This is a genomic window from Streptomyces sp. WG5 (assembly GCF_049974565.1).
Classification (GTDB): Bacteria; Actinomycetota; Actinomycetes; order Streptomycetales; family Streptomycetaceae; genus Streptomyces.
The window spans coordinates 243,920-267,778 of the sequence record NZ_JBNGGC010000001.1; the positions used below are offsets into that span (position 1 = coordinate 243,920).

Annotated in this window: 20 protein-coding genes; 6 read left to right on the forward strand and 14 right to left on the reverse strand. The window is 72.2% G+C overall.

The features are described 5' to 3' along the window. Positions 1–11 precede the first annotated feature (11 nt). The 12 genes from ACP4IX_RS01070 to ACP4IX_RS01125 all read right to left on the reverse strand — a co-directional run bounded on the left by ACP4IX_RS01070 (position 12) and on the right by ACP4IX_RS01125 (position 14,315). On the reverse strand, positions 12–269 hold the full coding sequence (locus ACP4IX_RS01070; protein WP_311575464.1) for a hypothetical protein: 258 nt from the start codon (positions 267–269) through the stop codon (positions 12–14). Positions 270–345: 76 nt separating this feature from the next. After that, the gene (locus ACP4IX_RS01075; RefSeq protein ID WP_426516931.1) at positions 346–1,239 is read right to left on the reverse strand and encodes a DUF4429 domain-containing protein; all 894 of its coding nucleotides are present in this window, start codon (positions 1,237–1,239) and stop codon (positions 346–348) included. An 82-nt stretch (positions 1,240–1,321) separates the two neighbouring features. Next, positions 1,322–3,094: an IucA/IucC family protein gene (locus ACP4IX_RS01080; RefSeq protein WP_426554459.1), complete on the reverse strand. Its 1,773-nt coding sequence runs from the start codon at positions 3,092–3,094 to the stop codon at positions 1,322–1,324. Then, entirely contained in the window at positions 3,091–3,648 is a 558-nt protein-coding gene (locus ACP4IX_RS01085; protein WP_426516935.1) for a GNAT family N-acetyltransferase, read from the reverse strand. The genes ACP4IX_RS01080 and ACP4IX_RS01085 overlap by 4 nt, the downstream gene beginning before the upstream one ends. Then, the gene (locus tag ACP4IX_RS01090) at positions 3,645–4,925 is read right to left on the reverse strand and encodes a lysine N(6)-hydroxylase/L-ornithine N(5)-oxygenase family protein (RefSeq protein ID WP_426554460.1); all 1,281 of its coding nucleotides are present in this window, start codon (positions 4,923–4,925) and stop codon (positions 3,645–3,647) included. The genes ACP4IX_RS01085 and ACP4IX_RS01090 overlap by 4 nt, the downstream gene beginning before the upstream one ends. Continuing rightward, positions 4,909–6,351: a lysine decarboxylase DesA gene (gene desA / locus ACP4IX_RS01095; protein ID WP_426516939.1), complete on the reverse strand. Its 1,443-nt coding sequence runs from the start codon at positions 6,349–6,351 to the stop codon at positions 4,909–4,911. The genes ACP4IX_RS01090 and desA overlap by 17 nt, the downstream gene beginning before the upstream one ends. 182 nt (positions 6,352–6,533) lie before the next feature. Beyond that, positions 6,534–7,394 (reverse strand): siderophore-interacting protein, encoded by an 861-nt coding sequence (locus ACP4IX_RS01100; protein ID WP_426554461.1) that lies wholly within the window; start codon positions 7,392–7,394, stop codon positions 6,534–6,536. A gap of 28 nt (positions 7,395–7,422) precedes the next feature. Continuing rightward, complete coding sequence (locus ACP4IX_RS01105) at positions 7,423–8,469, reverse strand: ABC transporter substrate-binding protein (protein WP_426554462.1); 1,047 nt, start codon at positions 8,467–8,469, stop codon at positions 7,423–7,425. Positions 8,470–8,601: 132 nt separating this feature from the next. Further along, entirely contained in the window at positions 8,602–9,762 is a 1,161-nt protein-coding gene (locus ACP4IX_RS01110) for an acyl-CoA dehydrogenase family protein (protein ID WP_426554463.1), read from the reverse strand. A gap of 5 nt (positions 9,763–9,767) precedes the next feature. After that, positions 9,768–10,733 carry a hydroxymethylglutaryl-CoA lyase gene (locus ACP4IX_RS01115; RefSeq protein WP_426554464.1) on the reverse strand — a complete coding sequence of 322 codons (966 nt, stop codon included), beginning with the start codon at positions 10,731–10,733 and terminating at the stop codon, positions 9,768–9,770. Then, positions 10,730–12,661 (reverse strand): acetyl/propionyl/methylcrotonyl-CoA carboxylase subunit alpha, encoded by a 1,932-nt coding sequence (locus ACP4IX_RS01120; RefSeq protein WP_426554546.1) that lies wholly within the window; start codon positions 12,659–12,661, stop codon positions 10,730–10,732. The genes ACP4IX_RS01115 and ACP4IX_RS01120 overlap by 4 nt, the downstream gene beginning before the upstream one ends. A 37-nt stretch (positions 12,662–12,698) precedes the next feature. Then, on the reverse strand, positions 12,699–14,315 hold the full coding sequence (locus ACP4IX_RS01125; RefSeq protein WP_426516949.1) for a carboxyl transferase domain-containing protein: 1,617 nt from the start codon (positions 14,313–14,315) through the stop codon (positions 12,699–12,701). A gap of 105 nt (positions 14,316–14,420) precedes the next feature. Between ACP4IX_RS01125 and ACP4IX_RS01130 the strand changes: the two genes are divergently transcribed. The 4 genes from ACP4IX_RS01130 to ACP4IX_RS01145 all read left to right on the forward strand — a co-directional run bounded on the left by ACP4IX_RS01130 (position 14,421) and on the right by ACP4IX_RS01145 (position 18,242). Then, positions 14,421–15,086 (forward strand): TetR/AcrR family transcriptional regulator, encoded by a 666-nt coding sequence (locus ACP4IX_RS01130; protein WP_426516951.1) that lies wholly within the window; start codon positions 14,421–14,423, stop codon positions 15,084–15,086. 117 nt (positions 15,087–15,203) lie between these two features. Then, complete coding sequence (locus ACP4IX_RS01135) at positions 15,204–16,361, forward strand: acyl-CoA dehydrogenase family protein (RefSeq protein WP_073723288.1); 1,158 nt, start codon at positions 15,204–15,206, stop codon at positions 16,359–16,361. Positions 16,362–16,371: 10 nt separating this feature from the next. Then, a complete protein-coding gene (locus ACP4IX_RS01140; RefSeq protein WP_426516954.1) occupies positions 16,372–17,253 on the forward strand; it encodes an acyl-CoA thioesterase in 882 nt (293 codons plus the stop codon). Between the two features lie 5 nt (positions 17,254–17,258). Further along, positions 17,259–18,242: a cation diffusion facilitator family transporter gene (locus ACP4IX_RS01145; protein ID WP_426554465.1), complete on the forward strand. Its 984-nt coding sequence runs from the start codon at positions 17,259–17,261 to the stop codon at positions 18,240–18,242. Positions 18,243–18,275: 33 nt separating this feature from the next. Here ACP4IX_RS01145 and ACP4IX_RS01150 read toward each other — a convergent pair whose 3' ends face one another. Further along, positions 18,276–19,064 carry a phosphatase gene (locus tag ACP4IX_RS01150; RefSeq protein WP_426516958.1) on the reverse strand — a complete coding sequence of 263 codons (789 nt, stop codon included), beginning with the start codon at positions 19,062–19,064 and terminating at the stop codon, positions 18,276–18,278. Between the two features lie 61 nt (positions 19,065–19,125). Further along, positions 19,126–20,850, reverse strand: coding sequence for a helix-turn-helix domain-containing protein (locus ACP4IX_RS01155; RefSeq protein ID WP_426554466.1), 1,725 nt, complete (start codon positions 20,848–20,850; stop codon positions 19,126–19,128). A gap of 309 nt (positions 20,851–21,159) precedes the next feature. On the opposite strand from ACP4IX_RS01155, the gene speB reads away from it, so the two are divergent. Both speB and ACP4IX_RS01165 read left to right on the forward strand, forming a co-directional pair. Next, positions 21,160–22,149: an agmatinase gene (gene speB / locus ACP4IX_RS01160; protein WP_426516962.1), complete on the forward strand. Its 990-nt coding sequence runs from the start codon at positions 21,160–21,162 to the stop codon at positions 22,147–22,149. Beyond that, positions 22,146–23,831, forward strand: a complete 1,686-nt coding sequence (locus tag ACP4IX_RS01165; RefSeq protein WP_426554467.1) for a thiamine pyrophosphate-binding protein — start codon at positions 22,146–22,148, stop codon at positions 23,829–23,831. The genes speB and ACP4IX_RS01165 overlap by 4 nt, the downstream gene beginning before the upstream one ends. The last annotated feature ends 28 nt before the right edge of the window (positions 23,832–23,859 follow it).

Below are 23,859 nucleotides of genomic sequence, written 5' to 3' on the forward strand. Positions count from 1 at the left end.
TCTTCGGCTTCTCAGCCGTAGACGATGCGGCGCAGCTGGCGGAGCGACAGCTCCGGTGGTGCCACCGCCCGGTATTTCAGCTCCGCCTCGATCCGTTCGAAGATCGTCGCGTTCACCAGGCCCTGGGCCTGGAGCTCGCGGTGGCGGCGACGGACGTATTCCTCGGTCGTCTCGTCGAAGTAGGCGAGCACGTCCTGGATCACACGCAGTGCCTCGCCCCGGTTCAGGGGAGTGGACCGCGTCAGATGATCAACCAGTTCGTCGTGCACCCGGTAGATCCTGGGGCACGGGGGCAGGTTTCGCAAGAAACCTGCCCGATTTCGGGCAGGTTCCGCGTGGCTGTGCCTACATGCGCTTCAGTACCGCCTGCTTGGCGAGGCTGAACTCCTCGTCCGTCAGCACCCCGGAGCGGTGCAGATCGCCCAGCTCCCGCAGCCGCCGCAGCAGCGCGTCGTGGTCGTCCTCGGCGGCGGCGGGGGGCGGGGCGGGCGCCGCCGCGGCCGGCCGGGCGTCCTCCGGCGTCGCGTGGGCGGCCGGTGCGGACGGGTGCGGGAGGCGGGCCTGCACGGCCGCGGCGATGAGGGCCATCAGCGGGTCCTTCTTGAAGCCCCACAGCTCCACGGCGTTCGGGTCGTACTTGGGCGGCGCCTTGGTCGGCGCGCCCCGCACGGTGAAGCGGAGGTGGCCGTTCTCCAGGCCGACCGTCGGCTGCCACTCCACCGCGACGATGTCGGCCAGGGGCAGGGTGCGCGGGCCGGCGGCCGACTTGGCCTCCTCCGCCTGCCACTTCCACTCCAGCCGCACCCGCTCGCCGTCGAAGCTCGCGACGCCGTCCCCGGCGGACACCGACAGCGGGACGGCGGGGCCCGGCAGCAGGTAGGAGTCGACCGGGCCGGAGGGGACCTGGTCGAGGAGCAGGGCGTTGCGCACCTCGTCCACGACGTACTCGGCGACGCCGTACCGGTCGGACTCCACGGTCAGCTGGTACGGGTCGTGCGGCTCGGCCAGCCGGCCGCCGGTCGCGTGCAGCAGCGGATCGGCGCCGTCCCGCAGCCGCAGCCGCAGCCGCCCCGACCTCTTGCCCTGCTCGAACGATATGCCCGCCAACGCCGCGAGGGGGACGAGCAGTTCACCCAGTTCCCTGCGGAGCAGGCTGACGTTCTTGTCCCGTCCGGGGGTCAGCCGCAGGGTGTCGCCGTCGAAGACCCACGTTCCGTCCTTCTGGATGATTTCCGCCATGCGGGGATTGTTCCACCGACGCCCGACGGGCACCCCGGAGGACCGTCTCCGGGGTGCCCGTCCGTCTGTGCGGGGCCGTGGCCTACAGGCCCGCGATGGGGTTCTTCAGGTTGCCGATGAGCTGGAGCGCGCCGGAGGGGTCGGCGAGGTCCACCATCTGCTTGTTGTCGCGCAGCTGGAGCCGGTTGAGGCAGGACAGCGCGAACTCGGGCGCGAACATGTCGTACCGGTCGAACTTCTCGGCCAGCTCCGGCACCGACTCCTGGTACGCGCGGGTGACCTCCGCGACGGTCCGCCAGAAGGCGTCCTCCTCCACGATCCCCTCGTCGGCGAGATGCGCGGCGAGGAAGCGGAAGAAGCAGTCGAAGACGTCCGTGAAGATCGACAGGAGCTTCTTGTCCTCGGGCACGTCCACCGCGATGCGGGAGACCTCCGGCGGCAGCACCGCGTCCGGGTCCATCACCGCGATCTCCTCGGCGATGTCCTTGTAGACCGCCCGCTGCACCACCCCGTCCTTCAGGACCAGGATCACGTTCTCGCCGTGCGGCATGTAGACCAGGTCGTAGGCGTAGAAGCTGTGCAGCAGCGGGACGAAGTACGCCCGCAGGTAGTGCCGCAGCCACTCGGTGGGCGCCAGCCCCGACCGCTCGATCAGCGCGCCCGCGAAGGAGGCGCCCTCGTGGTCGACGTGGACGAGGGAGGCCATGGTGGCCAGGGTCTCGCCGTCCTGGAGGGACGGGACGGGGCTCTCCCGCCACAGCGCCGCCAGCATCTTGCGGTACGGCGAGTAGCGGTCGGTGGCCTGCTCGTACTCCAGGTGCCGGTAGCCGACGGCCGCCCGCTCCCGGATGATCGTCAGGCCCGTCGACTTCAGCACCGGGTCGCTCTCGATGAGCTGGGCGAGCCAGTCGTTGATGGCCGGGGTCGCCTCCATGTACGCCGCCGACAGGCCGCGCATGAAGCCCATGTTGAGGACGGACAGCGCCGTCTTCACGTAGTGCTTCTCGGGGTGCGAGGTGTTGAAGAAGGTGCGGATGGACTGCTGGGCCAGGTACTCGTCGTCGCCCTCGCCGAGGCAGACCAGGTGCCCGCGGGCGACCTCGGCGGCGAAGGTGACGGTGAGCTTGTTCCACCACTGCCAGGGGTGGACCGGGATGAACAGGTAGTCGGCCGGGTCGAGGCCGCGGTCGCGCAGGACGCCGTGGAACCGGTCGACGGTCGCCTCGCCCAGCTCGTCGCGCACGAAGGACTCGTACTCGATCCCGACGCCGGCCGTGAACGCCGCCCGCGAGCGGTGCGCGGCCAGCCACACCAGCCGGACGGGGCTCGCGGTCTCCGGGGCGTACGACAGGTACTCGTGGATGCCGAAGCCGAGCCGCCCGTTGTTGGCGACGAAGCAGGGGTGGCCCTCGGTCATGCCGGTCTCGACGGCCTGGAAGTCGCTCTTCGCCAGCTCGGCGGAGGTGACCTTCGGCTTGGTGAGCTTGTAGCAGGTGCCGGAGAGGGTGGAGGAGATCTCCTCCAGGTAGACGGGGAGGATCTCGTCGCTCAGGCCCAGGGACTCCTTCAGCTCGATGAAGAAGTCCAGGGCCGCGAGCGGCAGCTCGGTGCCGTCGCGGTGGCGGGTGATCGAGGCGGCGTCCACCTGCCAGTGGTCCAGGGCGCGGACGGTGGCGGTGAAGCGGTACGCGGTCGTGCCGTCGTCGGAGCGGACGACGTACGCGTCACCCGCGGACGGTTCCGGCGTGATCAGCCGCTCGTGCGTGAACTCGGCCAGCGCCTTGCGGATCAGCAGGCGGTTGGCCTGCTCCCAGTGCTCGGGGGTCAGGTGGGCGACGGCGTCGGCGAGGCTCATGCGGACACCGCCTTCTCGAACTGCTCGCGGGTGCAGAAGCTCAGCAACGCCTTCTTCTCCGGCTTCTGGATCTCGCGCTCGGGCACGAATCCGACGGCTGCGTTCAGGGCGTGGACGGCCTTGTTGCCGACGTCCGGCTCGACGACGACGCGGGCGGTCGCCGGGTCGGCGAACAGCTCGGTCATCACGGCGGTGAGCACGGCGCGGGTGAAGCCGTGCAGGGGCCGGTCGGTGGGGGCGACCAGGAAGTGCATGCCGACGTCGCCCGGCTCCGGCTCGTACAGGCCGGTCAGCTCGCGGTGGGCCGGGTCGTACTTCTCCATCAGGAAGGCGGGGACGCCGTCGTGCAGGCCGATGTACGCGTGGTGGTGCTCGTCGGCGGCTATCTCCATGTACGCCCGCTCGACGTCCACCAGCTTCGCGTCCTGCATCATCCAGAACGCCGACTTCGGGTGCGTGACCCAGCCGTGCAGCAGGCCGGCGTCCCTCAGCGGGTCGAGGGGGCGGAGGGTGAGGGCGCCGATGCCGGCGACCGTGGGGGTGGTGGTGCTCATGCGCTGAACTCCTGGAACGCGATCGACTTCTCGACCGGGTAGTACTCGGTGCCGAGCAGCTCTCGGACGATGTAGCTGTTGCGATAGGCACCCATGCCCAGATCGGGGCTGGTGATGCTGTGCGTGTGGACACCCGCGTTCTGCAGGAACACGCCGTTGCCGGTGACGTCGACGGCGTAGTTGCGGGCCACGTCGAAGTTGCCCCGGGAGTCGTAGCGCAGCCGGTCGCGGACGGGCTTGAGGAACTCCGGCTCGGCGTACTTGTAGCCGGTGGCCAGGATGAGGCCCTCGGTCTCGATCTCGAAGTCCGTGCCCTGCTCCTCCTGCCGGAAGCCGAGGGTGTACGCGCCGTCCGTGTACCGGGCGCCGGTCAGGGCCGAGTTGGTGAGCAGGCGGGTGGGGACCGGGCCGCCGAGCTTCTTCTGGTAGAGCAGGTCGAAGATCTCGTTGATCAGGTCGCCGTCGATGCCCTTGAACAGGCCCTTCTGCTCGGACGTGAGGCGGTAGCGGGTGTCCTCCGGGAGCGCGCGGTAGTAGTCCACGTACTCCGGGGAGGTCATCTCCAGCGTGAGCTTGGTGTACTCGAGGGGGAAGAAGCGGGGGGAGCGGGTGACCCAGTTCAGCCGGTAGCCGTGGACGTCGATCTCGCCGAGCAGGTCGTAGTAGATCTCGGCGGCGGACTGGCCGCTGCCCACCAGCGTGATCGACTTCTTCTTCACCAGCTCCGCCCGGTGCTGCACGTAGCGGGAGTTGTGGATGAAGTCGCCGGCCAGGCCGCGGCAGGCGTCGGGGATGTGCGGCGGGGTGCCGGTGCCGAGGACCAGGCGGCGGGCGCGGTAGGTGTCGCCGGAGGTGGTGGCGACGGCGTACAGCCCGTCCGTCTCGTCGTACGTCACCTCGGTGACCGTCGTGGAGAAGCGGACGCTGCTCAGCTTGTTCGCGGCCCAGCGGCAGTAGTCGTCGTACTCGACGCGCAGCGGGTAGAAGTTCTCCCGGATGTAGAACGAGTACAGCCGGCCCTTCTCCTTCAGGTAGTTGAGGAAGGAGTACGGGGACGTCGGGTCGGCGAGGGTGACCAGGTCCGACATGAACGGGGTCTGGAGGTGGGCGCCGTCCAGGAACATCCCGGCGTGCCACTCGAAGTCCGGCTTGGACTCCAGGAAGACGCCGTTCAGTTCGGTGATGGGCTCGGTCAGGCAGGCCAGTCCGAGGTTGAAGGGGCCGAGGCCGATCCCCACGAAGTCGTACGGGGCACTGGCTTCAGGAAGCGCGGTCAAGGGACTCTCCCAGGTACTGCTCGGCGTGGCCGGCGATCAGGTCGAGGACGGCGGCGATGTCGGCCGTGGTCGTCTCGGGGTTGAGCAGGGTGAACTTCAGGTAGTGGCGTCCGGCCACCTTGGTGCCCGCGACCACGGCGTCGCCGGAGGCGAACAGGGCCTTGCGGGCGTACAGGTTGGCGCGGTCGATCTCGGCGGGGTCGGTGACGGCCGCCGGTACGTAGCGGAAGACCAGGGTGGACAGGGACGGCTGGACGACCACGTCGAAGCGGGGGTCGGCCGCGAGCAGTTCCCAGCCCTCGGCGGCCAGGTCGCACACCTCGTCGAAGAGCTCTCCGATGCCGTCGGCGCCCATCACGCGCAGCGTCATCCAGAGCTTGAGCGCGTCGAAGCGGCGGGTGGTCTGGAGGGACTTGTCCACCTGGTTGGGGATACGTTCCTGCACCATGCGGCGCGGGTTGAGGTACTCCGCGTGGTAGGTGGCGTGGCGCAGGGTGGCCACGTCCCGGACCAGCACGGCCGACGAACTCACCGGCTGGAAGAAGGACTTGTGGTAGTCCACGGTGACCGAGTCGGCCCGCTCGATGCCGGTCAGGCGGTCCCGGTACTTCAGGGAGGCGAGCAGTCCGCAGCCGTAGGCCGCGTCCACGTGCATCCACACGCCGTACTGCTCGCACAGCCCGGCGATCTCCGGCAGCGGGTCGATGGAGCCGAAGTCGGTGGTGCCGCCGGTGGCGACGACGGCCATGGGGACCAGGCCGTCCTCCGCGCAGCGCTCCAGCTCGCGGGCGAGGGCGACGGTCTGCATGCGCTTGTCGTGGTCGACGGGGATCGACACGACGGCGTCGGGGCCGAGGCCGAGCAGTTTCGCCGACTTCTTCACGCTGAAGTGGCTGACCTCGGAGGCGAAGACGCGCAGGTCGGCGAAGTTGTCGGTCTTCGCCTCCTCGCGGGCCAGCAGCAGCGCCTGGAGGTTGGACTGGGTGCCGCCGGAGGTGAAGACGCCGTCGGCCGCCGGGCCGAGGCCGATGCGGGCGCAGGTCCAGTCGATGAGCTTGCGCTCGATGAGCGTGCCGCCGGCCGACTGGTCCCAGGTGTCCAGGGACGAGTTGACCGCGGAGAGCACCGCCTCGCCGAGCACGGCCGGGATCACGACCGGGCAGTTGAGGTGGGCGAGGTAGCGGGGGTGGTGGAAGTAGACGGCGTCGCGGAGGTAGACGTCCTCCAGCTCGTCGAGGACCGCGGCCGTGTCGTGCAGCGGCTGGTCGAGGTCGATCTCGTCGATGCGGGGGGAGAGGGCGTCGACCGTGACACCGGTGAACGGGCGGTCGGTGGTGGCGAGTTTGGCGGCCACCCGCTCGACTCCTTCGGTCACGGAGCGGCGGTAGTGCTCCGCGGTGGTGTCGTTGAGCAGGTGCGAGCGCATGTGGGGGTCCTCCGGTGGGGACGGTCCGAGAGGGACGGGAGAGGGCGGGGCCCGGGCTTCGACTTAGGTTAGCCTAACCTAATTATGATCGATCAAACGTGCACCAGTACGTGACTGCCGTCACTCTCGCCCCATCCGTACGTCACGGAGGGTGAGTTGGGGTGCCGTCGGAGCGCCGAGCGTCAGCCCTGCTCGCGGAGCTGCTCCTCCGTCAGGCCCTGGCGCCAGTAGCCGACGAAGGTCACGCGACGGCGGTCGATGCCGCGTTCGCCGACGAAGTGCCGGCGCAGCTGCTTGACGCGGCCGGACTCGCCGGCGATCCAGACGTACGGGTGCGCGGCGGGCGGCAGTCCGGCCGCGCGGAGGGTGGCGAGGGTGGCCTCCGGGCCGGCCGCGGCGTCCTTGACCAGCCAGGTGACCTCGGCCCTCGCCGCCGTGTGGAGGTCCTGCACGTCCGCGGGGTGCGGCACCTCCAGCCAGACCCGGGCGCGGGTGCCGGGCGGCAGGGACTCGACGACAGCGCAGGCGGCCGGTACGGCGGTCTCATCGCCCCAGATCACCACCAGGTCGGTGTCCTCGGGCGGGCGGAAGCGGATCGCCCGGTTGTCGGCGACCGCCGGGCCGAGCAGGACGACGCGGTCGCCGGGGGCGGCGTCGGCGGCCCAGCGGGCGGCGGGGCCCGCCTGGACCGGCGAGTCCGGGTCGACGCCGTGCAGGACGAAGTCGATGTCGATCTCGGCGGTGCGGCCGTCGGCGTCCCGGCGCAGTGCCCGGAGCGTGTACGAGCGCATCACCGCGCGTACGTCGTCGGGCAGTTCCCGCCATCCCTGCCACCATCCGTCGCCCAGCTCGACCGGCACGGCGGGCTCCGGCTGTCCCGGGTGCGGCAGGAACAGCGACAGGGACTGGTCCCGTCCGTCGGAGTGGAAGGCGTGCAGGTCGGGGCCGGCGAAGGTGACCCGGGCCAGAGACGGGCCGAGCCGCCTCGTCCGTACGACCTGGAGGGAGAAGAAACGGAACGGGGCGGCCACGGCCGTCGTCATGGAGGGCTCCGGGGGAGAAGGGGGAAGGTCAGCCGACCTTCTTGGCGTTCTCGATCGCCTCGGCCAGGTTGTCGAGGAGCGGCGTGCACTTGTCGTAGGACAGGATCGGCTCGGGGGAGCGGGAGATGACCTGGCCGGCCTTGACCGCGGGGAGCTGCTTCCAGGTGCCCTCGGTGATGTCGGCGGGCTGGATGGTGGAGGCGCGGTCGTCCATGATGATGACGTCGGCCGGGTACTTGTCGACGTTCTCCCAGCTCAGGGACTCGAACCAGCCGCCGGTCGCCTTCTTCGCCTCCTCCGAGGGCTCGACGAAGTTCACGCCGAGGGCCTTGAAGTACTCCAGGTCGACGGAGAGGTTGGTGCCGGAGACGTAGAAGAGCTCGGCGCTCGCGGAGCCGGCCAGCACCCTGATCTCCGGCTTGGCCTTGGCGGCGGCGCGCAGCCGGGCCGCGGCCTTCTCGAAGGCGGCCTTGGCGTCGGTGACCTTCTTCGCCTTCATGTCCGCGCCGAGCGACTCGGCCAGCTCCCACATGCGCTGGAGCGGCTGGGTGAGCTGGCGGTCGAACACGGAGACCGCGACGCTCGGGGCGAGCTTGGCGATCTTGTCCTTGGAGTCCTCCGGGACGGACCAGAGGGTGCCCGCGGTGTCGAACGTCGTGGTGACGAGCACCTCGGGGGCGAGGGTGGCGTACTTCTCGATGTTGAGCTTGCCCCACTCGTTGCCGAGCACGGTGACCTTGTCGACGTCGATGTCGCCGGCCTGGACGTCGGGCTTGCCGTCCTTGGTGGTGGTGGGCCCGAACACGCCCTTGACCTGGATGCCGTAGTCCCAGAGGGCGGCGGCGACGCCGGTGAAGGCGACGATGTTCGTCGGGACCTTGTCCAGCTTCACGGTCGTGCCGCGGTCGTCCTTGAAGGACCAGGGGCCGGACTTGGCGGCGGCCGTCCCGTCGTCCGAGCCACCGTTTTTCGCGTCGTCGCCGCCGCAGGCCGTGAGCGCGGCACCGAGACCGAGTGCGCCGCCCGCGGCGAGGATTCCACGGCGGGTCAGGTGGGTAGCTCTGGCGTTGGGCATGGTGTGGCTGCTTTCGAACGGTGCGGAGCCTCCGCGGGACAAGTCGAAGGTAGGTTAGCCTAACCTCAGATCTTGTCCAGAGGGCGGGGCCGTGACCTGCCCCGCCCGGACCGCCGGCCGCCGGAAATGGACCTAGCCGGCCAGCCCCAACTCCCGGGCGATCAGCATCCGCTGGACCTCGCTCGTGCCCTCGCCGATCTCCAGGATCTTCGCGTCCCGCCACATACGGGCCACCGGGTACTCGTTCATGAAGCCGTAGCCGCCGTGGATCTGCGTCGCGTCCCGGGCGTTGTCCACCGCCACCGTCGACGAGTACAGCTTCGCCAGCGCCGCCTCCTTCTTGAACGGATCGCCCGTCACCAGCCGGGAGGCCGCGTCGCGCCAGGCGAGCCGGGCCGTGTGGGCCTTCATCTCCATGTCGGCGATCTTGAACTGGATGGCCTGGTTGGCGCCGATGGGCCTGCCGAAGGCGTGCCGCTCCTTCGCGTACGCCACCGACTCGTCCACGCAGCCCTGCGCCAGCCCCGTGCCCAGCGCGGCGATGGCGATCCGGCCCTCGTCGAGGATGCGCAGGAACTGCGCGTAACCGCGGCCCTCCTCGCCCAGCAGGTTCGCCGCCGGGACCCGGACGTCGGCGAAGGACAGCTCACGGGTGTCCGACGCGTTCCAGCCGACCTTCGAGTACGGGGCGGCCACCGTGAAGCCCGGGGTGCCGGACGGCACGATGACCGCCGAGATCAGGGGCCGGCCGTCCGGCTTGCGGCCGGTGACCGCGGTGACCGTCACCAGACCGGTGATGTCGGTGCCGGAGTTGGTGATGAAGCACTTGGTGCCGTTGATCACCCACTCGTTCGTCGCCTCGTCGAGGCGGGCCGTGGTCCGCGTCGCGCCCGCGTCGCTGCCGCCGTCCGGCTCGGTCAGGCCGAAGGCGCCGAGGATCTCGCCGGAGCACAGCCGGGGCAGCCACTCGCGCTTCTGCTCCTCGGTGCCGAACAGGTGGATCGGCATCGCGCCCAGCGAGACGCCCGCCTCCAGCGTGATCGCCACCGACGAGTCGACCCGGGCCAGCTCCTCCAGGGCGATGCCGAGCGCCAGGTAGTCGCCGCCCATGCCGCCGTACTCCTCCGGGAACGGCAGGCCGAACAGGCCCATGCGGCCCATCTCCCGGACGATCTCGTACGGGAACTCGTGCCGCTCGTAGAAGTCGCCGATCTTGGGTGCCACGACGTCGTGGGCGAACTCCTCCACCGTGCGGCGGAGTTCCTCGAGTTCGGGCGAGAGCTTGTGGTCCATGGCTGTCACTTCTCCTGGTCGGAGTCGTCGCCCGGGCCCGCGAGGGCCCGGACGGTGCGGGACGGGCTGGGTCGGCCCAGGCGGGCGGCCATCCAGACGCTGGTGGCGACGAGAGAGCCGAGGTCGACCCCGGTGTCGATGCCGAGGCCGCGCAGCATCCACACGAGGTCTTCGGTGGCGAGGTTGCCGGTGGCGGACTTGGCGTACGGGCAGCCGCCCAGGCCGCCGGCGGAGGCGTCCACGGTCGTCACGCCGTGCCGGAGGGCGGCGTAGGTGTTGGCCAGGGCCTGGCCGTACGTGTCGTGGAAGTGCACGCCGAGCGCGTCCACCGGAACGCCGGCGTCGGTGAGGGAGGTGAGAAGGGCGCTCACGTGGCCCGGGGTCGCCACCCCGATCGTGTCGCCGAGGCTCAGCTCGTCGCAGCCCATGTCCAGCAGGGCCCGGCAGACCTTCACCACCTGCTGGACGGGGACCGCGCCCTCCCACGGGTCGCCGAAGCACATCGACAGGTAGCCCCGGACGTGGACGTCCGACCCCTTCGCCCGCGCCACCACCGGCTCGAACATGGCCAGCGCCTCGTCCACCGTGCGGTTGAGGTTGGCCTGGGCGAAGGACTCCGTGGCACTGGCGAAGACCGCGACGCGGCGGGCGCCGAGCGCGAGGGCCCGGTCGAGGCCGCGTTCGTTCGGCACCAGGACGGGCAGCTCGACGGGCAGGCCGGCGACCGCCGGGAAGAGCTGCTCCGCGTCCGCCAGTTGGGGCACCCACTTCGGGTGCACGAAGCTCGTCGCCTCGATGGTGGTCAGCCCCGTGCCGGCCAGGCGGCGGATGAACTCCGCCTTCACCTCCGCCGGGACGGTCGCCTTCTCGTTCTGCAGGCCGTCGCGGGCGCCGACCTCGTGGATGCGGACGCGGGCGGGCAGTCCTTCGGCCGGTACGGGCATGGGCAGGCCCAGTGCGGGGGTGTTCACGCCGTCTCCTCTTCTGCCGGGGTGATGACCGCGAGTACCTGGTCCATGGCGACGGTCGTGCCGGGTGCCACGTCCAGTTCGGCGACGGTGCCGGCGTGCGGGGCGGAGATGACGTGCTCCATCTTCATCGCCTCCACCACCAGCAGGCTCTGCCCCGCGCTCACCTCGTCGCCGACGGCGACCTTCACCACCGTCACCGTGCCCGGCATCGGCGCGGTCAGCGAGTCGGCGCCCGCGTGGGCGGCACCGGTGAGGGAGGCGGCGACCGGGTCGTGGTCGCGCACCTGCCAGGCGTCGCCGTCGCGGCCCAGCCAGTCGGCGGCGCGGTGGAAGGTGTGCCGGACACCGTCCAGCGTCACCGACACCCGGTCCTCGGTGACGGTGTGGGTGCCGCGCGGGGTGTGCTCCACCGGGTCGGTGACCCGCAGGTGGAAGGTGACCGGCTTCGGCTCGCCGCCCATGCGCCACCCGTTCGGCACCGAGAACGGGTCCGTCCAGCCGTCCCCGCGCGGACGCAGCGCGTCCAGCCGTACGGCCGCCGCCGCCTCGTACACCTCCTCCGGCACGTCCGTGGCGACCAGGGAATCGACCTCCCGCTCCACCAGCCCGGTGTCCAGCTCGCCCGCCACCACCGCCGGGTGGGCGAGCAGCCGGCGCAGGAACCCGGCGTTGGTCTGCACGCCCAGCGTCACCGTCCGGGCGAGGGCCGCCCGGAGCTTGCGCAGGGCGGTGGCGCGGTCGGGGCCGTACGCGATGACCTTGGACAGCATCGGGTCGTAGAGGCTGCCGACCTCGCCGCCCTCACTGAGCCCGGAGTCGGTGCGCACCCCGTCGCCCTCGGGCTCGTGCAGCCGCAGCACCGTGCCGCCGGAGGGGAGGAAGCCGCGTGCGGGGTCCTCCGCGCACAGGCGGGCCTCGACCGCGTGCCCGGTCAGCCGCACGTCCTGCTGGGCGAAGCCCAGCTCCTCGCCCGCCGCCACCCGCAGTTGCCACTCCACCAGGTCCAGGCCCGTGACCAGCTCGGTCACCGGGTGCTCCACCTGGAGGCGGGTGTTCATCTCCATGAAGTAGTACTGCGAGGGGTCCTCGCCCGGCACGATGAACTCCACCGTGCCGGCGCCCCGGTAGCCGCAGGAGCGGGCCGCCTGCACGGCCGCCTCTCCCATCGCGGCGCGGGTCGCCTCGTCGAGGAGCACGCTCGGCGCCTCCTCGATGATCTTCTGGTGCCGGCGTTGCAGCGAGCACTCGCGTTCGCCCAGGTGCACGACGTTCCCGTGGCCGTCGGCCAGGACCTGGATCTCGATGTGCCGGGGCCGGTCGATCCACCGCTCCACCAGCAGCGTGTCGTCGCCGAAGGAGGCGCGGGCCTCGCGGCGGGCGGCGGCGATCTCGTCGGCGAGCACGGCGGCGTCCCGTACCAGCCGCATGCCCTTGCCGCCGCCACCGGCCGACGGCTTCAGCAGCACCGGCGTGCCGATCCCGCGGGCGGCCTCCGCGAGCTGCGCGTCCGTCAGGCCGCTGCCGCTGGAGCCCGGTACCACCGGCACCCCGGCCGCCTTCACCGTCTCCTTGGCACGGATCTTGTCGCCCATCAGGGCGATGGCGTCGGCGGACGGCCCGATGAAGACCAGCCCCGCCTCCTCGCAGGCCCGCGCGAAACCGGCGTTCTCGGCGAGGAAGCCGTACCCCGGGTGGACGGCCTGCGCGCCGGTGCGGGCGGCGGCCTCCAGCAGGCGCTCGACGGAGAGATAGCTCTCCGCCGCCGGTGCCGGGCCGATCCGTACCGCCTCGTCGGCCTCCCGCACGTGCCGGGCGTCCGCGTCGGCGTCGGAGAAGACCGCCACCGAGCGCACGCCCATCGAGCGCAGCGTCCGGACGACCCGCACCGCGATCTCACCGCGGTTGGCCACCAGCACCGTGTCGAACATCAAGCTCCCCATCGCGCTTCCCATCGAAGTCCCCTCCTCACATCCGGAAGACGCCGAACCGGGGCTCGCCCAGCGGCGCGTTGGCACACGCGGTCAGGGCCAGGCCCAGCACCTGCCGGGTGTCGGCGGGCTCGATCACCCCGTCGTCCCACAGGCGGGCGGTCGCGTAGTAGGCGTTCCCCTGGTGCTCGTACTGCGCACGGACCGGCGCCTTGAAGGACTCCTCCTCCTCGGCCGGCCACTCCTCCCCGCGCGCCTCCAGCTGGTCCCGCTTGACCGTGGCCAGCACGGACGCGGCCTGCTCGCCGCCCATCACCGAGATCTTGGCGTTGGGCCACATCCACAGGAAGCGCGGCGAGTACGCCCGCCCGCACATCGAGTAGTTCCCCGCGCCGTACGACCCGCCGACGACGACCGTCAGCTTCGGTACGCGGGTGCACGCCACCGCCGTCACCATCTTGGCGCCGTGCTTGGCGATGCCGCCGGCCTCGTAGTCCTTGCCCACCATGAACCCGGAGATGTTCTGCAGGAACACCAGCGGGATGCCGCGCTGGTCGCACAGCTCGATGAAGTGGGCGCCCTTCTGGGCGGATTCGGAGAACAGGATGCCGTTGTTGGCGACGATGCCGACCGGGTGGCCGTGGACGCGGGCGAAGCCGGTGACCAGGGTCTGCCCGTACTCGGACTTGAACTCGGCGAACCGGGAGCCGTCCACCACCCGCGCGATGATCTCGCGCACGTCGTAGGGGGTGCGGGAGTCGACCGGGACCGCGCCGGACATGCCCTGCGGGTCGGCCTTCGGCTCCACGGCGGGCTCCACGCCCCAGGGGAGCGGGCCGCGCGGGGGCAGCGTGGAGACGATCTGCCGCACGATCCGCAGCGCGTGCGCGTCGTCCTCCGCCAGGTGGTCGGTCACGCCGGACACCCGCGAGTGGACCTCGCCGCCGCCCAGCTCCTCCGCGGTGACCACCTCGCCGGTGGCCGCCTTCACCAGCGGCGGGCCGCCCAGGAAGATCGTGCCCTGATCGCGGACGATCACCGCCTCGTCGCTCATCGCCGGGACGTACGCGCCGCCCGCCGTGCAGGAGCCGAGGACGGCCGCGATCTGCGGGATGCCGGCGCCGGACATCCGGGCCTGGTTGTAGAAGATCCGCCCGAAGTGCTCGCGGTCCGGGAAGACCTCGTCCTGCATCGGCAGGAAGGCGCCCCCGGAGTCCACGAGATACAGGCACGGCAGCCGGTTCTCCAGCGCCACCTCCTGCGCCCGCAGGTGCTTCTTCACGGTCATCGGGTAGTACGTGCCGCCCTTGACGGTGGCGTCGTTGGCGACGATCACGCACTCCCGGCCGCTGACCCGGCCGATCCCGGCGATCACGCCGGCGGCCGGGGCCTGCCCGTCGTAGAGCCCGTCGGCCGCGAGCGGCGCCAGCTCCAGGAACGGCGAGCCCGGATCGAGCAGCGTGTCCACGCGGTCGCGCGGCAGCAGTTTGCCGCGCGCGGTGTGCCGGGCCCGTGCCCGCTCGCCGCCGCCGAGCCGGGCCGCCGCGAGCTTGGCGCGCAGCTCCTCCACGAGGACGCGGTGCGCCTCCTCGTTGGCCCGAAAGGCCTCCGACGCGGGATCTGCCGCCGTCGTCAGCTCCGGTGCCTCGTGCATCCTGCGGTCCCCTCACCCGATGGTCGATCGGTCGATCGGTTAATGAGCGTTAACGCATTTCCCTCAGGTTAACGACCGCTAACCGCCCTGTCTAGAATTGATCCCATGGCCACCAGAACCGACGCCCCCACCCGCCGCGAGCAGATCCTCAGGGAGGCCGCCAGGCTCTTCGCCGAGCGCGGCTTCCACGGGGTCGGCGTCGACGAGATAGGGGCCGCGGTCGGTATCAGCGGCCCCGGCCTCTACCGGCACTTCGCCGGCAAGGACGCGATGCTCGCCGAGCTGCTGGTCGGGATCAGCGACTCGCTGCTGACCGGGGCGAAGCGGCGGCTGGCGGAGGCCGAGGGGGTGACCGGCTCCGGCGCGGGCCCCAGGGCCGGTTCCGGCCCTGGGGCCGGGGCCGGTTCCGGTGTCGGGGCGGGTCCCGAGGCGGTCCTCGACTCGCTCATCGAGGGTCACATCGACTTCGCGCTCGACGACCGCCCGCTCATCACCCTGCACGACCGCGAGCTGGACCGCCTCCGGGACACCGACCGCAAGCTGGTGCGGCAGTTGCAGCGGCAGTACGTCGAGCTGTGGGTCGGCGTGCTCCGCGAGGTCTACCCGGCGGTCGCCGAGCCCGCCGCCCGCTCCGCGGTCCACTCGGTCTTCGGCCTCCTGAACTCCACCCCGCACCTGGGCCGCCCGGGTTCCCTGCCGGGCCGCGCGGTGACGGCGGCGCTGCTGCACCGGATGGCACGGGGGGCGTTCGCGGCGGTGGGGGAGGGCTGACGCCCGACGGGGCGGGGGAGTGACGAGGGTTACCCGCGTCCCGCTCTGGACGCCTCTCCCTACCCGCCGGTACGGTGTCTGAGCAAGCGCTTAGATACGTACCCTGGAGGTGGCGCGGTGCGCCGTACGGTGTTCAACGAGGACCACGAGGCGTTCCGGGAGACCCTCCGCGCCTTCATCGAGGCCGAGGTCGTCCCCGTCTACGACGAGTGGTTCGCCGCGGGCCAGGCGCCGCGCGACTTCTACTACAAGCTCGGTGAGCTGGGCATATTCGGCATCAACGTGCCCGAGGAGTTCGGCGGCGCGGGTATGGACAGCCACAAGTTCGAGGCCGTCCTCTACGAGGAGACCGCCCGCGCGGGCGTCCAGTTCGGCGGCTCCGGCGTGCACGTGCTGCTCGCCCTGCCCTACATCAACATGCTCGCCACCGACGAGCAGAAGAAGCGCTACCTGCCGAAGTTCGTCACCGGCGAGGAGATGTGGGCCATCGCGATGACGGAGCCGGGCACCGGTTCCGACCTCGCGGGCATGAAGTCCACCGCCAAGCTCTCCGAGGACGGCACGCACTACGTCCTCAACGGCGCCAAGACCTTCATCACCGGCGGCGTGCACGCCGACAAGGTGATCGTCTGCGCCCGCACCGCCGCCCCCACGGCCGAGGACCGCCGCCACGGCATCTCCCTGTTCGCCGTGGACACCAAGTCCGAGGGCTACTCGGTGGGCCGCAAGCTGGACAAGCTGGGCCTGCGCACCTCCGACACCGCCGAGCTGGCCTTCGTCGACGTCAAGGTGCCCGTCGAGGACCTCCTCGGCGAGGAGAACAAGGGCTTCTCCTACCTCGGCCACAACCTGGCGTCCGAGCGCTGGGGCATCGCCTACGGCGCGTACGCGCAGGCCAAGGCCGCCGTCCGGTTCGCCACGCAGTACGTGCAGGAGCGCACCGTCTTCGGCAAGCCGGTCGCCCACTTCCAGAACACCAAGTTCGAGCTGGCCGCCTGCCAGGCCGAGGTGGACGCCGCCGAGGCCGTCGCCGACCGCGCGACCGAGGCCCTGGACGCCGGTGAGCTCACCCCCGCCGAGGCCGCCAGCGCCAAGCTGTTCTGCACCGAGGTCGCCCACCGCGTCATCGACCGCTGCCTCCAGCTGCACGGCGGCTACGGCTACATGAACGAGTACCCGATCGCCCGCCTGTACGCGGACAACCGGGTCAACCGCATCTACGGCGGTACCAGCGAGGTCATGAAGATGATCATCGCGAAGAACATGGGCCTGTGACCCTCAGGGCATGAGCGAAGCACTCCGGTCCCTCCTCGATCTGCTCGACCTCGAGCGGATCGAGGAGGACATCTACCGCGGCCACTCCCGCTCCGCCGTCGTCCCCCGGGTCTTCGGCGGGCAGGTGGCCGCCCAGGCGCTGGTCGCCGCCGGGCGCACGGTCCCCGCCGACCGGCACGCGCACTCCCTGCACGCGTACTTCCTGCGCCCCGGGGACCCCGACGCTCCCATCGTCTACAACGTCGACCGCCTGCGCGACGGCCGCTCCTTCACCACCCGCCGTGTGGTCGCCGTCCAGCACGGCAAGCCGATCTTCGGCCTGTCGGCGTCCTTCCAGACGTACGAGGAGGGCCTCGACCACCAGGCCCCGATGCCGCCCGCCCCGGACCCGGCGACGCTCCCCACCGGCGAGCAGCGGCTGCGGGGCTACCCGCACCTGCCCGCCGAGACGGTGGAACGCTTCCTGGAGGCCCGCGCGGCCGTCGACCTCCGCTACGTCGACGAGCCGCCCTTCGGTGACTTCGGCACCCCGCGCGAGCCGCACTCCCAGGTGTGGTTCCGCACCAACGGCAAACTCGGCGGCGCCGTCGACGAACCCCTCCTGCACGTCGTCCTCGCCACCTACGTCTCCGACATGACCCTCCTCGACTCGGTGCTGCTCGCGCACGGCCGTGGCGGCTGGGCCGTCGGTGACGTCGTCGGGGCCTCGCTGGACCACGCGATGTGGTTCCACCGGCCCTTCCGCGCCGACGAGTGGCTGCTGTACGACCAGGAATCCCCGTCCGCGTCCGGTGGCCGCGGCCTCGGCCAGGCCCGCATCTACACCCAGGACGGGCGGCTGGCCCTCTCGGTCATCCAGGAAGGCGTGGTCCGCGTTCCTCGGGAACACTGAGGGGCATGGCGGAACCCGGGCGCGAGCGGCACGAGACGAACGGCGGCGGCGACAGCACCTTCACGGTGCTCGTCGCCGCCCTCGCCAATCTGGGCATCGCCCTCGCCAAGGCGGTGGCCGGCGTGCTGAGCGGGTCCAGCGCGATGCTGTCGGAGGCCGCGCACTCGGTCGCCGACACCGTCACCGAGGTGCTGCTGCTGACCTCCCTCAAACGCAGCGCCCGCCCCGCCGACGAGGACCACCCCCTCGGGCACGGCCCCGAGCGCTACATCTGGGCGCTGCTCGCCGCCGTCGCCACCTTCGTGGGCGGCGCGGTCTTCGCCCTCTACGACGGCTTCCACGCCCTCACCCACGCCGAGGAACCCGGCGACCCGCTGCTGGCGTACATCGTCCTGGCCCTCGCCTTCCTCCTGGAGGGCTACTCCCTGCGCACCGGCCTGAGACAGGCGCACGGCGAGGCCCGCCACTACAAGGTGCCGTTCGGCCGCTATCTGCGCCGCACCCCCGACACCGCGGTGAAGGCGGTCGTCATGGAGGACTCCGCCGCCCTCGTCGGGCTGCTGCTGGCCGCGGGCGGCCTGCTCGGCGGTCAGCTCACCGGTTCCCACGTCTGGGACGGCGCCGCCTCGCTCGGCATCGGCGCCCTGCTGCTGTACGTCGCCTGGGTGCTCGGCCGTTCCAACGCCGAGTTCCTCATCGGCCGCCCGCTGCCCCGCACCGTGCGGGACCGGATCAGGGCGGAGCTGGTGGCCGTCGAGCACATCGACGCCGTACTGGAACTGACCACCCTCGTGCAGGGCCCGCGGGAGGCGCTGGTCGCCGCCAAGGTCGACTTCCGGGACGTCGCGACGGCGGCGCAGATCGAGTGGGCGTGCGAACGGGCCGAGCAGCGGCTGCGGGAGGAGTTCCCCGTGGTGCGCCGGGTCTACCTGGACCCGACGCCCGGGTTCGCGCAGCGCCGCTCGGAGGGGCTCAACCCCTGGCCGTGACCGGGCCGTCGGGGCGGAGGGCGGACGGTGGGGCTACTTCAGCCCGGCCTCCGTCAGCAGGTACGCGGTCATCGGGTCGTAGGAGCGCGGGCTGACCACGTGGTCGTCCAGCGGCACCGCGACCTGGAGGGTGCCCTCGGACTCGGCGAGGAAGAGCGCCGGGTCGTTGCAGTCCGCGTAGCCGACGGAGTCGACGCCGTGCTGACCGGCGTAACCCGCCCAGCCGTGGTCGGCGACGACCAGGTCGGGCAGCGGACGGCCGGCACGCTCCAGGCCGGTGAGGATGGCCTTCATCGGTTCACCGGAATGGGTGTGCCACAGCGTGGCGCCGTGCTCCAGCACCGCCACGTCGGCGAACTGCTGGACGTATCCCTCCTCCGTCGTCAGCCCCTCGGGGATCACGACGATCTCGCATCCGGCGGTGCGCAGCGCGTCGGCCGTGGCGCGGTGCACGTCGAGCAGGCCGCCCGGGTGGCCGGTGGCGAACAGCACCCGCTGACCGCCGTCCGCCGCCTTGCGCAGCCGGCCGGCCATGCGTTCCAGCGCGGCCACGGTCAGTTCCGGGTCGATGGTGTCCTGGCCGTACCGGTATTCGGGGTCGTCGTTGACGCCGACCCGCTCGGCCATCACCGCGAGCACGTCCTGCTCGTCACGCCAGCGGTCCCCCAGCTCCAGGCCGAGCCAGAAGCCCCGGTCGCCGTTGGCCAGCTTGCGGTAGTGGGAGAGGTTGTTCTCGCGGGGCGTGGCGACGTCGCCCGCGATACGGGTTCTGACGAGGTGTTCGGCGAGTTCGGCGCGGCTGGGTGTCCCGGATATCGGCATGGCTCCATTGTGGGGCAGCCGCCGCTCGGCGTCTTCGGCATGCCGCACGCTGCGACGCGGGTCACCTTCGCAGCGCGAACCACAACTCCATCCGTACGTCCGGGTCGTCGAGGTCGGTGCCCAGCAGGGCCGCGCAGCGGGCGACGCGCTGCCGGACGGTGTTGCGGTGCACGGACAGGGCGACGGCGGTGCGGTCCCAGCTGCCGTGCAGGGAGAGCCAGGTGCGCAGCGTCTCGGTGAGCGCGGGGACGGCCGCGACCGGCGCGAGCAGTGCCCGCGCGTGCGCCTCGGCCTCGCCGTCCGGCACGAGGTCGGCGAACGCGGGCCGCGCGCCGTGCCGGACCAGCGGCACCCGGGTGGCCCTGGCCCGGGCCAGCGCGCGGGCCGCCTGGGCATCGGCGGCCGGCCACTCGGCGGGGGCGACGGGGGCGCTGACGCCGAGGGTCCAGCCGGGCTGAGCGGCGGGGCCGGGGACGGCGGCGGAGCCCTGCCGGTCGCCGGGGCCGTGCGGGCCGGTGGAGACCTGCGGGCCGGTGGAGACCTGCGGGCCGGTGGAGACCTGCGGGCCGGTGGAGACCTGCGGGCCGGTGGTGGCCGCCGGGCTCTGCTGGTCGGTGGGGTCCGGAGGGCCGGTGGTGGCCGCCCGGTCGGAGCCGGCTTCCGGCCCGGCCGGAACCAGTACCCGCACGACGTCCCCGGCCGCGTCGACCAGGGGCGAGCCCAGGGCCGCGCCCAGCGCCGAGGCGGAGACCGGGTCGGGAGTGCCGGCGTGGGGGTGGGCGTGGACGACGTGCCAGCGGGCGGCACCGTCGCCGTCCCCGCCGCCGAGCAGCGGGGCGACCTCCTCGGGGTGGGCGCCCAGCAGCAGCCGTACGAGCGCGGAGGAGCGGGCCGCGCCCGTGCCGCTCCGGTGTTCGCCGGTGAGGAGGGAGAGCAGGACGGCGGCGACCGAGGCGATGGTGTGGTCCCCGGGTTCCCGGTGCGGGGCGGCGACCGCGAGGACGAAGCCCCGCCCGGTGCCGAGGGCGTACGCGGCGAGGCGGGTGCCGGCGACGGTGTCCGTGGCGGTGGTGGGGGCGTGGCCGGTGACGAACCGGGCGAGCTCCGCGAGCGCCCGCCGCACCTCGGCCCCGGGCTCCCGTCCCGCCGCCGCGATCTCCGTGCCCTCCGGCCCGTACAGCACCGCCCGCCCGTCGAGCCGGCCGGCCAGTCGGCGCAGTACCGACGGCACCGGGTCCGGACGGGAGGCCGCGGCGGCCAGGCCCCGCTGGGCTTCGGAGACCCGGCGCAGCTCGGCCAGCCGGGCCTGCGCCATCAGCTGCCACACCGAGCGGGCCACGCTCGAGAACGTCGTCCGCGGCGGCACCTCCACCAGCGGCAGCCCGTACGCCTCGCAGGCCGCGACCAGCGCCCCCGGCACGGTGTCGTGCACGGGTGCCACCCCGAAGCCGAGCGCGGCACCGCCCGCCGCCACGATCCGGGACACGTAGCCGTCGAAGTACGGCCCCGAGCCGGCCCCCTCCGGGACGTGCACGCCCGCCGTCAGCAGCAGCTCGCCGCCCAGCAGGTACGGAAAGGGGTCGGACATCTCCGAGGCGTGCGCCCAGCGGACCGTGACGTCCGCGGCCGGCGGCCCGGCGAGCTGCCGCAGGGCCAGGTCGTCGCGGGCCAGCAGGGCCGCGAGCGGCACCGGGGGCGTGGGAGGCGTGGGAGGTCCGGAAGGTCCGGAAGGTCCGGAAGATCCGGAGGGTCCGGGAGGCGCGGGCGGAACGGCCGGTTCCTGCATGGTGGACGTTTCCTCCGTCGAAGCGAGTCCGAGTGGATGAAACGTACACTTCGCATCCGCTTTTCAGCCACCTAGTGTCATTCCGGACCGAAAGCGGACCGAAAGCGGACCGGATGCGGACCGGATGCGGACCGGACGCGGACCGGACGCGGACCGGACGCGGACCGTAATGCGCACCGGAACCCGACCGGCAGCCCCGGGCACGCGCGGACGACCCCGAAATCCGGTCCGAACCGGCATTTCCGGCTCACCGGTAGAGTCGGGCAGCGGCAGTACATACGCGACGAAGCGTAAGAAGGAAGGCAGTACATGAGCAGCAACGAGACGCCCCGCGGACCGGTCGACTCCTCCCGCGTGCCGAGGTACGCGGGTCCGGCGACCTTCGCCCGGCTGCCCCGCCTGGACGAGGTCGGTACCGCCGATGTCGCCGTCGTCGGCGTGCCGTTCGACTCGGGTGTCTCGTACCGGCCGGGCGCCCGCTTCGGCGGCAACGCGATCCGTGAGGCCTCCCGTCTGCTGCGCCCCTACAACCCGGCCCAGGACGCCTCTCCGTTCGCCCTCGCCCAGGTCGCCGACGGCGGCGACATCGCCGTCAACCCCTTCCACATCAACGAGGCCGTCGAGACCGTCGAGGCCGCCGCCGACGACCTCCTCGGCACCGGCGCCCGCCTGATGACCCTGGGCGGCGACCACACCATCGCCCTCCCGCTGCTCCGCTCGGTGGCCAGGAAGCACGGCCCGGTCGCCCTGCTCCACTTCGACGCCCACCTGGACACCTGGGACACCTACTTCGGCGCCGAGTACACGCACGGCACGCCGTTCCGGCGCGCGGTGGAGGAGGGCATCCTCGACACGTCGGCCCTCTCCCACGTGGGCACCCGCGGCCCCCTGTACGGCAAGCAGGACCTCACCGACGACGAGAAGATGGGCTTCGGCATCGTCACCTCCGCCGACGTCTACCGCCGCGGCGCCGACGAGGTCGCCGACCAGCTCCGCCAGCGCATCGGCGACCGCCCCCTCTACATCTCCATCGACATCGACTGCCTGGACCCCGCGCACGCCCCCGGTACCGGCACCCCCGAGGCCGGCGGCATGACCTCCCGCGAGCTGCTGGAGATCCTGCGCGGCCTGGCATCCTGCAACCTGGTGTCGGCCGACGTCGTCGAGGTGGCCCCCGCGTACGACCACGCGGAGATCACGTCGGTGGCCGCGTCCCACACCGCGTACGAACTGACCACCATCATGAGCCGCCAGATCGCCCGGGCGCGCGCGACGGACCAGGAGACCGAGAACAAGTGACCCACGACCACGACCTGGTGCTCCGCCCGACCGCCGCGCAGACGGAGGCCGCACTGAACCCTCCCCCCGGCCGCACCGGCGGAGACCTGGTCGTGGAGACCCTGGCCGGGCTCGGCGCGACCACCGTCTTCGGCCTGCCCGGCCGGCCCGCCCTCGGCGTGTTCGACGCGCTGCGCCGCTCCGACCTGCGCCACATCGGCCTGCGGATGGAGAACAACGCCGGTTTCGCGGCGGACGCGTACGGCCGGATCACCGGTGAGGCGGCCCCGCTGCTGCTGTCGGCCTGCCCGGGCGGGCTCACCGCGCTGGCCGCGCTCCAGGAGGCGCGGGCGGCTTCCGCGCCCGTGCTGGCGATCGGCGGCCAGGTCCCGACGGCGGGCCCGGGCGGCGGGCGCCGAGGCCACCCGCACGAACTCCCGGACCGGGCGGCGTCCTTCCGCGGCGTGGTGAAGTCCGTCCACACGGCCCGCACCCAGTCCCAGATCCCGTCCGCGATCGCGGAGGCGTGGACGTCGGCGCTGACCGTGCCGCACGGCCCGGTGTGGGTGGAGATCCCGCAGGACGTCCTCCTGGCGCGGACGTCGATCCCGGTGGTGACGGGCGGCGACACCTTCCCCGAGGAACTGCCGCCGCGCCCCGAACTGACGGCGGTCGCCGCCGACCTGCTGTCGCGCGCGGAACGTCCGGCCGTCATCGCGGGCGGGGGAGTCGTACGGGCGGACGCGTCGAAGAAGCTGCGGCAGTTGGCGGAGCGCCTCCAGGCCCCCGTCGTCACGACCTTCGGCGGCAAGGGCGCGTTCCCGTGGACGCACCCCCTCTCCCTCCAGTCCTGGCTGGAGGACCGCCACACGACGGACTTCCTGGAGGACGCCGACGTACTCCTGGTGGTCGGCTCGGGCCTCGGCGGGCTCTCCTCGAACCACCACACGTTCCGGCCGCGCGGCCGGGTGATCCAGATCGAGGCCGACCTCGGCACACTGGAGTCCAACCACCCGGCCCTCGGCATCCACGCCGACGCCCGCCTCGCCCTCCAGGCGCTCCTGGAGACGGTGGAGGAGCGCCCCGATCCCACCGCCCGGGAGCGTGTGCGGGAGGTACTGGGCAGGGTCCGCGAGCGCATCGCGTCCCAGGGGCTCACCCTGGAGCAGGACGTACTGGCGGCGGTCCGCGGGGCCCTTCCGGCCGGCGCCCCGTCCTTCTGGGACATGACCGTCCTCACCTCCTGGGCGTGGTCGGCCTTCGACGCCAAGGCCCCCAACACGATGCACTCGGCCCAGGGCGCGGGCGGCCTCGGCTACGGCTTCCCGGCGGCGCTGGGAGCCGCAGTCGCCGATCCCACCCACCCGGTGCTGGCGGTGTCCGGCGACGACAGCGCGCTGTACTCCGTCGCCGAACTCGCCACGGCCCGCCGGTACGACCTGAACGTCACCTGGCTGATCGTCGACGACGGCGGCGAGGGCGTCCCGCGCGAGTACACGACGGACGCCTCCGGGCAGCCGACGGCGACGGAGCCGACCCGTCCCGACTACGTGGCGCTGGCGAAGTCCTTCGGTGTGCCGGGCGTACGCACCTCTCCGCGGACCCTGGAGGCGGACCTGGCGAAGGCCCTCGCCTCGCCGGGTCCGTCGGTGGTCGTCCTCCCCGCCGTCCTGCGGGGGTTCGCGCCGACGCACCCGGACTGACGGCGGCGCGCCCGACGGCACCCGGCGG

Coding starts and splice junctions, on each gene's coding strand:
- ACP4IX_RS01075 (WP_426516931.1), bottom strand. CDS start 1,239: ATGGCGGAAATCATCCAGAAGGACGGAACGTGGGTCTTCGACGGCGAC.
- ACP4IX_RS01130 (WP_426516951.1), top strand. CDS start 14,421: ATGGCCACCAGAACCGACGCCCCCACCCGCCGCGAGCAGATCCTCAGG.
- speB (WP_426516962.1), top strand. CDS start 21,160: ATGAGCAGCAACGAGACGCCCCGCGGACCGGTCGACTCCTCCCGCGTG.
- ACP4IX_RS01125 (WP_426516949.1), bottom strand. CDS start 14,315: ATGCACGAGGCACCGGAGCTGACGACGGCGGCAGATCCCGCGTCGGAG.
- ACP4IX_RS01145 (WP_426554465.1), top strand. CDS start 17,259: ATGGCGGAACCCGGGCGCGAGCGGCACGAGACGAACGGCGGCGGCGAC.
- ACP4IX_RS01140 (WP_426516954.1), top strand. CDS start 16,372: ATGAGCGAAGCACTCCGGTCCCTCCTCGATCTGCTCGACCTCGAGCGG.
- desA (WP_426516939.1), bottom strand. CDS start 6,351: ATGCGCTCGCACCTGCTCAACGACACCACCGCGGAGCACTACCGCCGC.
- ACP4IX_RS01155 (WP_426554466.1), bottom strand. CDS start 20,850: ATGCAGGAACCGGCCGTTCCGCCCGCGCCTCCCGGACCCTCCGGATCT.
- ACP4IX_RS01080 (WP_426554459.1), bottom strand. CDS start 3,094: ATGAGCCTCGCCGACGCCGTCGCCCACCTGACCCCCGAGCACTGGGAG.
- ACP4IX_RS01100 (WP_426554461.1), bottom strand. CDS start 7,394: ATGACGACGGCCGTGGCCGCCCCGTTCCGTTTCTTCTCCCTCCAGGTC.
- ACP4IX_RS01150 (WP_426516958.1), bottom strand. CDS start 19,064: ATGCCGATATCCGGGACACCCAGCCGCGCCGAACTCGCCGAACACCTC.
- ACP4IX_RS01120 (WP_426554546.1), bottom strand. CDS start 12,661: ATGTTCGACACGGTGCTGGTGGCCAACCGCGGTGAGATCGCGGTGCGG.
- ACP4IX_RS01085 (WP_426516935.1), bottom strand. CDS start 3,648: ATGAGCACCACCACCCCCACGGTCGCCGGCATCGGCGCCCTCACCCTC.
- ACP4IX_RS01110 (WP_426554463.1), bottom strand. CDS start 9,762: ATGGACCACAAGCTCTCGCCCGAACTCGAGGAACTCCGCCGCACGGTG.
- ACP4IX_RS01105 (WP_426554462.1), bottom strand. CDS start 8,469: ATGCCCAACGCCAGAGCTACCCACCTGACCCGCCGTGGAATCCTCGCC.